This window comes from Pseudoalteromonas shioyasakiensis (assembly GCA_013391845.1).
Lineage (GTDB): Bacteria > Pseudomonadota > Gammaproteobacteria > Enterobacterales > Alteromonadaceae > Pseudoalteromonas > Pseudoalteromonas apostichopi.
Genome location: CP058414.1, coordinates 813439 through 822500, shown reverse-complemented (window position 1 = coordinate 822500; position 9062 = coordinate 813439). Strand labels below are relative to the sequence as shown.

Below are 9062 nucleotides of genomic sequence, written 5' to 3'. Positions count from 1 at the left end.
ATGATAGCGAATTCCAACAGCGTACTTTAAAAGTACGTGAAGCAAAACAAAAACAAGAGAACGAGACTAATAGCTTCCGTGAGGGATCTGATCAGTCAGCGTAATCAGCTCAACGTTTAATTGCGAGTGACAAATAGGAGCCGTTGCATAAAAGTGCAGCGGCTTTTTTTTATCTCCGGTTACTGTGTATCCCCGAAGTTCAATTAAACTTTTAACGCGATTAGCAATCGCTTTGCCTGAATCTATAAGTAAGATCCGTTGTTTATAATAGTCATTAATCGCATTTGCTAATAATGGAAAGTGTGTACAGCCAAGTACCAATACATCTATATCTTCTGCGATAGCTAGACCACACAATTCTTTTTCAAGTTTTTCTTTATTGAGTGTCTGCGTATGAAACAGTGTTTCTGCTATTTCCACCAGCTCAGTTGAACCATATAAACTGACTTGAGTGCCTTGGCTATAAGTACTAATTAAATTTGCAGTATAGTGGCTCTTGGTCGTCGATGGCGTTGCCAACAAACCAATATGTTTGCTATTGCTTAAAGCGCTTGCTGGCTTTATCGCAGGCACAACACCAACTACTTCTATATTTGTATACGGGCGAATAGTTTCTAATGCAGATGTAGAGGCGGTGTTACACGCAATTACTAGGATATCTACGTGTAATTTTTCTATTTCGATAAACTGTAGTAGCGCAAAAAGGCGGGTTATGATCGTTTGCTGGCTTTGCGCGCCATATGGCAATAAAGCATTATCCATAAAATAGCTATAATCAGCATCTGGGATCAGTGCTTGGATCTGTTCAAGTACGGTTGTCCCACCTATACCAGAATCAAACACCATTATATGAACTGACAAACTGCTTACCTCGGATTATCAAAGGCCAGCAGTTTGCCATGCAGCTATATAAAAATAAAGAAAGGGTTAGCTTCTTCAGTTGCCGAACGTAGTTTATTCATTTGTTCAAACATTGCTTTGGTATAATCCACCAGCTTGCTTACTTCTTCTTTATCTTGGTTTAACCATTGTAAGATACCAGCAAGTTCATTTTGCAAACCTAACTCACCCGCTTTATTGAACGCTTGTTTCAAATCGTCATTAAATGGCGCTATTTTATCAGCGACTTCTTTTTCAGGGGATGGTTTATATTCTTCATACCCTTTTATAGCAGCAACTGTTTTTGTTTGTTTCAGATCCATGGTAAAGCCAACGAGTTGCTCGTTACCTAAGTTCAACTCTTTAGCTTGTTCAAAGGCGTCTTCTAATGAACCAGAGAAGAATGTTTCGCTAACACTCTGCAAGTCTTCCATCAATTCATTGATAGCTTGCTGCTCTTGCTCATTTAAATCACCATTGACTGTCATCGAGAATGATAAGTCACGTGATTGAGAAGATTCACTGACAAACGCTTCGTTATCGCCATTTTTGCTATAGCCGCTTGCTGACTTACTTTCGTATGCATCAGCAAAGCTAATACTCACTTCATCACCTTCAGCAGTAGTGAAAGTGTATTCTGCATTATTACTTAAACTAACGTATTGGGCCTGGCTTACTGAAACCGAATTTGGTTTAGGATTGAACAAGTCTTCTTCTAATTCATCAATACCTTTATAGATACCTTCTTTAGACTTTTCGATACCCTCTTCGATGTCATCATTAAGAATACCTGACCCTTTTAGCTCATCATAAGCATCGTCGATGCCCATTTGTACACCTTTTCGTGCATCACCAAGCATACCTTTGAGCTTTTCATCATCAGCACCATCTGCTTTTGCTTTGCGAAGCGCACCGCCAACAAAGTCGAGAACGTTTTTAACGATCTCTTCAAAGTCGAACAGTGGTTTATCTTTTTTCTCTTCGGCTTTAGGTAAACCTAGTGCCTCAGCAAGTTTATCATCAAGAACTTTAGCAGCCAGCTCTCGGCCTCGTTGCTGGTAACTATCTTGACGATTTTGAATAGTAGGCTGCTGCAATGCCTGTTTGCCATTGTATTTATTCACATTTGTATTAGGCATATAGCCTAGGTTGCCAATTTTCATGATCCGACTCCATGTTATGGTTAACTCATTATCGGCCAAAAACCACAGAACTTAAGTTTTTTGTATAAAAAAACGACACTAAAATAAATAACAAAACTAGACAAATCCTCAGCGCTCCCTACAATAGCGCCGTTATAAAGCTAAGAGATAAAAGGTAATCAGCCATGGCGGTTATAAAAATTGATACAGCTCAATATGATGCACAATTGAGTGAGAAAGAGCAGCGCATCACCTCACAGTTTAGACGTTTTGGGGTCGAAAAATTAGAAGTGTTTGGCTCTGACCCTATTCATTACCGCCAACGTGCAGAGTTTCGTGTCTGGCATGAAGGCGAAGACCTTTTTCACATCATGTTTGATCAACAAACTAAAGAAAAGATCCGTGTTGACGAGTTTGACCCTGCAGCGCCTTTAGTGGGTGAAGTCATGCAAGCCATGATCGAAAACTTAAAAGACAATGAAGTTCTGCGTCGCAAGCTGTTTCAAATCGATTATCTTTCAAGCTTAAGTGGCGAGATTCTAGTTAGTTTGTTATACCACAAACAATTAGATGAGCAGTGGCTACAAGCTATTAAAGAGCTTAAAGCAAAACTTAGCACACAGTTTAAAATTGATTTTATTGGCCGTGCTCGCAAGCAAAAAGAAGTGATTGGTAATGATTTCGTTATTGAGCGTTTAAACGTAAACGGTAAAGAGCTTATCTATCAACAAGTCGAAAATAGCTTTACTCAACCAAATGCGAAAGTGAACATCAAGATGCTAGAGTGGGCACAAGCGCTTTGCCAACCACTTAGCAATGACTTACTGGAGTTATATTGCGGGAATGGTAATTTCTCCATTGCTCTTGCAGATTCATTCGACCGCGTATTAGCGACTGAGATTTCAAAATCATCGGTTTACTCTGCACAATACAATATCGCGCAGAACAAGGTTGAAAACTTAGATATCATTCGTATGTCGAGTGAAGAGTTCACTCAAGCAATGAAAGGCGAGCGCACTTTCTCTCGTTTGGATGGCATTGATCTGAAAAGCTATAACTGCCAAACAATCTTGGTGGACCCACCACGTGCTGGCATGGACACACTGACTTGCGACCTAGTTGCGAACTACGACAATATTATTTATATCTCGTGTAATCCAGATACCCTAGAGCGTGACCTTGACCACTTATGCAAAACCCATGCAGTAAAGCGTTTTGCTATTTTCGATCAATTCCCTTACACCCATCACATTGAATCAGGTGTGTTTTTACAGCGTAAATAAAATTAGTCTGCCAGCGCTTTAAATAGTGCTGGCAACTGCTGCTCACTAAACACTTCTATATTGTTGTCAGTTAACAGCTTTGCAGTTAACCCCATCCCTGAAATTTTCCTTCCAGAATGACTACCATCGTAAACCGTATTGCGACCACATGACGGGCTTGATTCTTTTAACAAGGCATAACGAATACCTTGCTTTTGGCAAAGTTTAAAAGCTTGTTCTGCACCATAAGCAAATTGCACTGTGACATCTTGCGCATCTTTGGTGAGTACTCTTCCCAATTTAATTTCTGCTGGCGGCCTTGGTGTAGGTAAGCCACCAGCTACTTCAGGGCAGAATGCAATAAGCCTTCCCTGCTGTTTTAGAGTTTCTAAGCCAGGATGAAGTAAGTTTTGCGATTGCCCGTCATAACGAACAGGGTTTCCTAACAAACAGCTTGAAACTAGTATTTTTTGCATTTGCTTTACCAATAAAAAAGCTCCGCGTGCGGAGCTTTAATTTTAATTAAACTAAACTTATTTATCAGCTAGGTAATTAATTAAGTCTGCCATGCTCTTTGCATCGCTAATACCTGAATCCGCACCTATAATCACGCGATATTTACCATTAACAATAAAAGTTGGAACACCTTTTAAAGCACCTTTTTGTTGGTAGTATTCTTGGTCGCGTTTCATTTTAGAAGCCATAGTACGTACAGAGAAGCTGTTGTAGTACTTATCAAAATCTTCAGCCGATACACCTTGTGAAACGAAGATGTCTTTCATGTCTGCTAGTTCGTTAATACGAGCACGTTTACCGTGAATATGATTAAACACAGCGGCTACTAACGCGTCTTTCTGTGGTAACACATTAGCCGTCGCATATCCTTGCGCTAAGATAGTTTGAATTTTTGGGTCACGAGGACCTGAAAAATCAACATGACTCTTTTTGAACTTTACGCCCTCTTTAAGAAGTGTTTTAAGCTCTTTCACTACTGGCTCGAAGTTATTACAGTGTGGGCAGTAGAATGAGAAGAACTCTTTTACTTCTGGTTTTTTAGAAGCGCGTGCATCAATCGTTTCATAATGCTTGCCCTCTTCATATTGAGCAGCTGAGGCATTTGCCGCTAAACCTAGCGTGGCAGCCATTAATACAGCTTTTACTAACTTGATCATTACTTCTTTACTCCAAAATTATTGTTTTAATAAGAATTCGACTAACTCATCAAGCATCTGCTGGCTTTTGATGGTATTTAAATTGATTTTATATTTATCATTTACGATAAAAGTAGGCACACCTGTTAACGCACCCATGTCAGAATATTTTTGCTGTTTATCTTGCATCGCTTTTTCAGCACTAATCACTGGCATGCTTGCAATTTCAGCATCAAACACATCGTTGCTAATACCATTGGTCGCAAGTAATGCTTTAACGTCTTTCATGTCTTTAAGTAAAGCGCGTTGTCTGTGGATGCTATTAAAAATTTGGTCAGCAACTTGCTCTGCTTTGCCATGTTGCTTAGCAATTAAGTAGGCATAGCTTAAATTACTTTGTGTTTGCTTAGATACACCACCTAAAAAGTTAACATGGCTTTTTACAAACTCGGTACCTTCAGGAAGACTTGCAGTTAATGCTTTTGCTACAGGCTCAAACTGAAAACAGTGTGGGCAATAAAACGAAAAGAACTCGGTTACTTGCGGTGTTGCACTTTTCTCAACTTTTAAAACTTCATATTGATTACCTGCTTCAAAATCAGCAGCAAGGGCTGCAAAAGGTAAACATAAAATGAGTAGACTTAACTTTAATTTTTTAAACATTATTTTCTCGTCTTTATTAGCTTTTAAAAATTTATGGTAATAATTTTAATGGTGCTTCCTGTAGCGCTGCAAGCTGTTCTTTTAACGCTAGTATTTGCTGCTCCCAGTATTTGTCTTCAGCAAACCATGAAAAGTTCCGTGGGAATGCTGGATCATCCCATCTTTTTGCCAACCACCCCATGTAATGCACCATTCTCATCGCTCTGAGTGGTTCTATCAGTTTTAATTGGCTGTGATCGAAGTCACAAAATTCTTCATAGGCAGCCACTAAAGTGTCTAACTGTAACAGTTGGTTGTTACGATCGCCACTGAGCATCATCCAAAGGTCCTGAATGGCAGGTCCTTGTCGGCTGTCATCCAAATCAACGAACATCAATGCATCACCAGACCACAATATATTACCAGCATGGCAGTCACCGTGCAGGCGGATAGTTTCAACATTTTTATACTGTTGTGTGGTTTCTTTGATTACCAAATCTAAAATTGTATAGAAGGCGTTCTCTAATGTCATTGGCACCAAGTTACTTGCCTGTAACTGAACTTTAGCTGTCTGAAGATATTCTTCGCAACTGATCACAGGCCTATGTTCAAATGGCTTTGCTTTTGCTACCTGGTGCATTCGACCAATTAAACGGCCAAGCACATCGAGTTGATCTAAATTATCAACTTCAAAAATGCGGCCACCCACACTAGGGAATAACGTAAACAAATAGCCATTATGCTCAAACAAGCTTTGCCCTTCGATAATAACAGGCGCAACAACCGGCACTTCGGGCTCAGCAAGTTCAAATGCAAACGCATGCTCTTCTAAGATTTGCGCCTTACTCCAGCGTTCTGGTCGGTAAAACTTAACAACATATCGTTGGCCATCTTCTGCTTTAAATTGATAAACACGGTTCTCGTAGCTATTTAATGCCAGCAGTCCTGATTCAGCATAGACACCGATACTTTCAACTGCATCTAAAATTGAATCGGGTGTAAGGTCAACAAAACTAAATTTACTCATAATGTCTCATCATATAAAAAAAGCGGGAAAATCCCGCTTTTTATTCATTTACTCAGTGTACTTAATTATCGTGCCTTAAAGAAGTTACTCGGCTGTGAAATCTGCACATCAGGCTCACCATCGACAGAAAGTATAAACTCAAACTTTGTCATTGGCTTTTTCAAATCATAAGGGTCAACAACCAATGACAGTGGTACATTGTATGATTCACCAGAAGGCACAGTGAATGTTTGTTTGCCTATGTACTCAAAGTTATCAAGCCCTTCGACACGAATATTAAATGTCTGCTCATGTTGCGCTTTATTGATAACCTTTAATGTATAGGTATTTTCAACTAAACCATTAAAGTCAACACGGTATAACTGATTACGGTCACGAATAATATCTAAGTCCATAGGTTTACGCATTGCAATGTTCGCCACCAGCGCCCCAGTTAGCAGCACTAAGATGACGAGATAGCCAATTAACTTAGGACGAAGTGCATGGGTTTTGTTATCTGGTGTTTCTAAATTACGCTCTGTGGTATAGGAAATAAGTCCGCGAGGGTAATTCATTTTATCCATCACCCCATCACATGCATCGATACACGCACCACAATTTATACATTCGTATTGTAAACCATTACGAATATCGATCCCCGTCGGGCAAACCTGAACACACAAGTTACAGTCAATACAGTCACCTAAACCAAGTTCTTTTGGATCTTGTTTGCGTGAACGTGGACCACGGCTCTCACCACGCGCTTCATCATAGCTTACTGTGAAGGTATCTTTATCGAACATAGCTGATTGAAAGCGAGAGTATGGGCAAATGTGTAAACACATAATTTCGCGCATCCAACCCGCGTTACCATAGGTACACACTGCAAATACGGCTAAGCAAATATATGAATATGCTGTTGCATCAAGAGTAAACAGATCAGGTAATAGTTGGCGGATAGGCGTAAAATAACCAACAAAGGTAAATGCGGTATAAAGTGAGAATAACCACCAACTTCCGTGTTTAGCACTTTTTCGCCAAAACTTATCAAAATCCATCGGGCGTTGATCAAGTTTCTTACGCTGATTAGCGCTACCTTCAAACTTTTCTTCAAACCAAATGAAAATAAAGGTCCAAACGGTTTGTGGACAGGTATAACCGCACCAAACCCGACCATAGAAAGTAGTTACCAAGAAAAGAGCAAAAGCCGCCAACATTAAAATAAAGGCAAGGATTGTCAGGTCTTGTGGCCAAAGCGTTAAGCCAAAAATGTTAAACTTTTGCCCTACCAAATCGAACAATACAGCTTGTTGGCCGTGGAAATTAATCCAAGGTAGTAACATAAACGCAAGCATACCGACAAAACCAATTCGCTGTCTGAGCAATTGATGTAAGCCAGTTACAGCTCTAACATAAATACGGTTGCGTGGATTAAATCTATCATCGAGGGAAGCATTTTCCGGTTTCTGGATTTTCACTTCCGTTGGGATATTTTTAACCTTAATCTGTTTATCCATTAAAATTCCTCAACGCCACTAGGAAATAACATTCAAACATATGTTTGTAGTAGATGGTTCTCTGAGCTCTTAGGCAAATCAGAATACATCTCATTACGTTCAAAGATTTCTGAAACTTCAAATCTATAAAGCATTATACTCAATCTATAAAAAATTTCAGGGATTGATCGAAAATACGACATTTTAATTATTTAATCGTATCTGCTTGCTTTTAAAACGACCATTTTATTAAACTTGCACCTATACCGTATTTATTTAGATCAAAGATTATTGTGCTATGAAAAAATTTCTTATTTTAGTGCTTATTATTTTAGCACTTTTCACGATTGATCACCCTTTGATCAAAGAGCCTAGGGAAAGGTTACTAGGAGATGGCGTATCATTACTATCTGATGCTAGTAAAATTAATCGTAGTCCCGCGGCGAATATGGCAAAAAATAATATTAAGTCACAACTCAATTTATCTAATTCAGAGCTTGAATATATTGAGGACACATTTACAACAGACGATAAGCTGCAAATTTTTCACTTACACTACTGCCGTGAAAAAGACATTAACTTGTATTTTTATGGTGACCGCTTAAACCGAGTATGTAGTATTGTCTCGAATGCGCTTGAGGAAAGGCTAAACAAGTAATGGACTTTTCTGCTTTAAACAAAAAAACCAGCGATTCGTTCGCAAAACAGCGCAATATGTTAAAAAAGCTGGGTAAAGGGCAAACCTTATACTGTGAAGTGTGTAAAGGCGCCCTTACCTTAGACTTAAAAACTGATCAGCCAGGTAAAGGCGTTGTACGCTGTAGCAAAGGTTGCACAGACATCCTATTAGAGCTGGGTTAGTTCCAGCCCTCATCGTTATAAAGTTGGCTATTTACAGCAACAACTTCAATAAGTTCTGCAAAGCCAGCGGCAAACTCATTCATCACTTCATACTGCTGCTGACATAATTGCCCTTCAGATAAACCATGCTCAGTTGCGAGGGCTGCAATTTCACTACTTTCAAGAGTAAAAAAGCCTAAGCTTTGCAGCGCGGTAGCCAACGCTTCTTTAAGTTCATCAGCTAAATGTGGAGCACTTAGTAGCTTATTAACGTAGCCTTGTGCACCATGCATAAAACCTTGGCTCCAATGCTGGCATTCTTGAATATCTAGGTATTGTTGCCCTTGAGAGCTCAGCTGTAGGCTCACAGGTAATGCAAAACCCGTTTCAAATACTTGCTCGCTGATCTGCTGATACAAGGCCATAAATGCAAACAGTACTTGCTCATCCATTTGCCCATCAGAGCCTGGTGCAACCTCTTCTAACCACTGGTGAACATCAAGCGGCTCAGGAGCACAAATCACGGCAAACAAGTAACCTTGGGTTTGCGCCAAAGTAAGCGCATCTGGATGCTGCGCTAAAAACTGACTTAGAAGCTCGCTTTGCTGCTTTGAAAACTCAGGTAATTGCATACTATTCAATTA

General features: G+C 39.6%; 12 protein-coding genes (1 of these 12 running past the window's edge). 4 read left to right on the top strand and 8 right to left on the bottom strand.

Annotated elements, in window-relative coordinates; all coding sequences use genetic code 11:
• Positions 1–104, top strand: partial view of an RNA-binding protein gene (locus HYD28_03765; GenBank protein QLE08152.1) — the 3' end only. Its footprint begins 376 nt before the window's first position; only the last 104 of its 480 coding nucleotides appear in the window; the start codon falls outside the window, past its left edge; the stop codon is at positions 102–104.
• Here the strand turns inward: HYD28_03765 and HYD28_03760 are convergent.
• Positions 67–861 carry a glutamate racemase gene (locus HYD28_03760; protein ID QLE08151.1) on the bottom strand — a complete coding sequence of 265 codons (795 nt, stop codon included), beginning with the start codon at positions 859–861 and terminating at the stop codon, positions 67–69. The genes HYD28_03765 and HYD28_03760 overlap by 38 nt on opposite strands.
• Positions 862–905: 44 nt before the next feature.
• Positions 906–2042, bottom strand: coding sequence for a DUF5610 domain-containing protein (locus HYD28_03755; protein ID QLE08150.1), 1137 nt, complete (start codon positions 2040–2042; stop codon positions 906–908).
• A gap of 164 nt (positions 2043–2206) precedes the next feature.
• Here HYD28_03755 and trmA point away from each other — a divergent pair, with 164 nt between their 5' ends.
• Complete coding sequence (gene trmA / locus HYD28_03750) at positions 2207–3304, top strand: tRNA (uridine(54)-C5)-methyltransferase TrmA (GenBank protein ID QLE08149.1); 1098 nt, start codon at positions 2207–2209, stop codon at positions 3302–3304.
• A gap of 2 nt (positions 3305–3306) precedes the next feature.
• Here the strand turns inward: trmA and HYD28_03745 are convergent, their stop codons facing one another.
• The 5 genes from HYD28_03745 to ccoG form a co-directional block, all read right to left on the bottom strand.
• On the bottom strand, positions 3307–3759 hold the full coding sequence (locus HYD28_03745) for a DUF523 domain-containing protein (protein QLE08148.1): 453 nt from the start codon (positions 3757–3759) through the stop codon (positions 3307–3309).
• 57 nt (positions 3760–3816) lie between these two features.
• Positions 3817–4455 (bottom strand): thiol:disulfide interchange protein DsbA/DsbL, encoded by a 639-nt coding sequence (locus HYD28_03740; protein ID QLE08147.1) that lies wholly within the window; start codon positions 4453–4455, stop codon positions 3817–3819.
• Positions 4456–4473: 18 nt separating this feature from the next.
• A complete protein-coding gene (locus tag HYD28_03735; GenBank protein ID QLE08146.1) occupies positions 4474–5097 on the bottom strand; it encodes a thiol:disulfide interchange protein DsbA/DsbL in 624 nt (207 codons plus the stop codon).
• Between the two features lie 31 nt (positions 5098–5128).
• Entirely contained in the window at positions 5129–6103 is a 975-nt protein-coding gene (locus HYD28_03730) for a serine/threonine protein kinase (protein QLE08145.1), read from the bottom strand.
• Positions 6104–6168: 65 nt separating this feature from the next.
• Positions 6169–7599, bottom strand: a complete 1431-nt coding sequence (ccoG, locus tag HYD28_03725; protein QLE08144.1) for a cytochrome c oxidase accessory protein CcoG — start codon at positions 7597–7599, stop codon at positions 6169–6171.
• Positions 7600–7876: 277 nt separating this feature from the next.
• Here ccoG and HYD28_03720 point away from each other — a divergent pair, with 277 nt between their 5' ends.
• Both HYD28_03720 and HYD28_03715 read left to right on the top strand, forming a co-directional pair.
• Positions 7877–8236 carry a hypothetical protein gene (locus tag HYD28_03720; protein QLE08143.1) on the top strand — a complete coding sequence of 120 codons (360 nt, stop codon included), beginning with the start codon at positions 7877–7879 and terminating at the stop codon, positions 8234–8236.
• Positions 8236–8439, top strand: coding sequence for a hypothetical protein (locus tag HYD28_03715; protein ID QLE08142.1), 204 nt, complete (start codon positions 8236–8238; stop codon positions 8437–8439). Before HYD28_03720 ends, HYD28_03715 begins: the two co-directional genes overlap by 1 nt.
• Here the strand turns inward: HYD28_03715 and HYD28_03710 are convergent.
• Entirely contained in the window at positions 8436–9050 is a 615-nt protein-coding gene (locus tag HYD28_03710; GenBank protein ID QLE10478.1) for a YecA family protein, read from the bottom strand. The two genes, HYD28_03715 and HYD28_03710, sit on opposite strands and share 4 nt — an antisense overlap.
• Between the last annotated feature and the right edge of the window lie 12 nt (positions 9051–9062).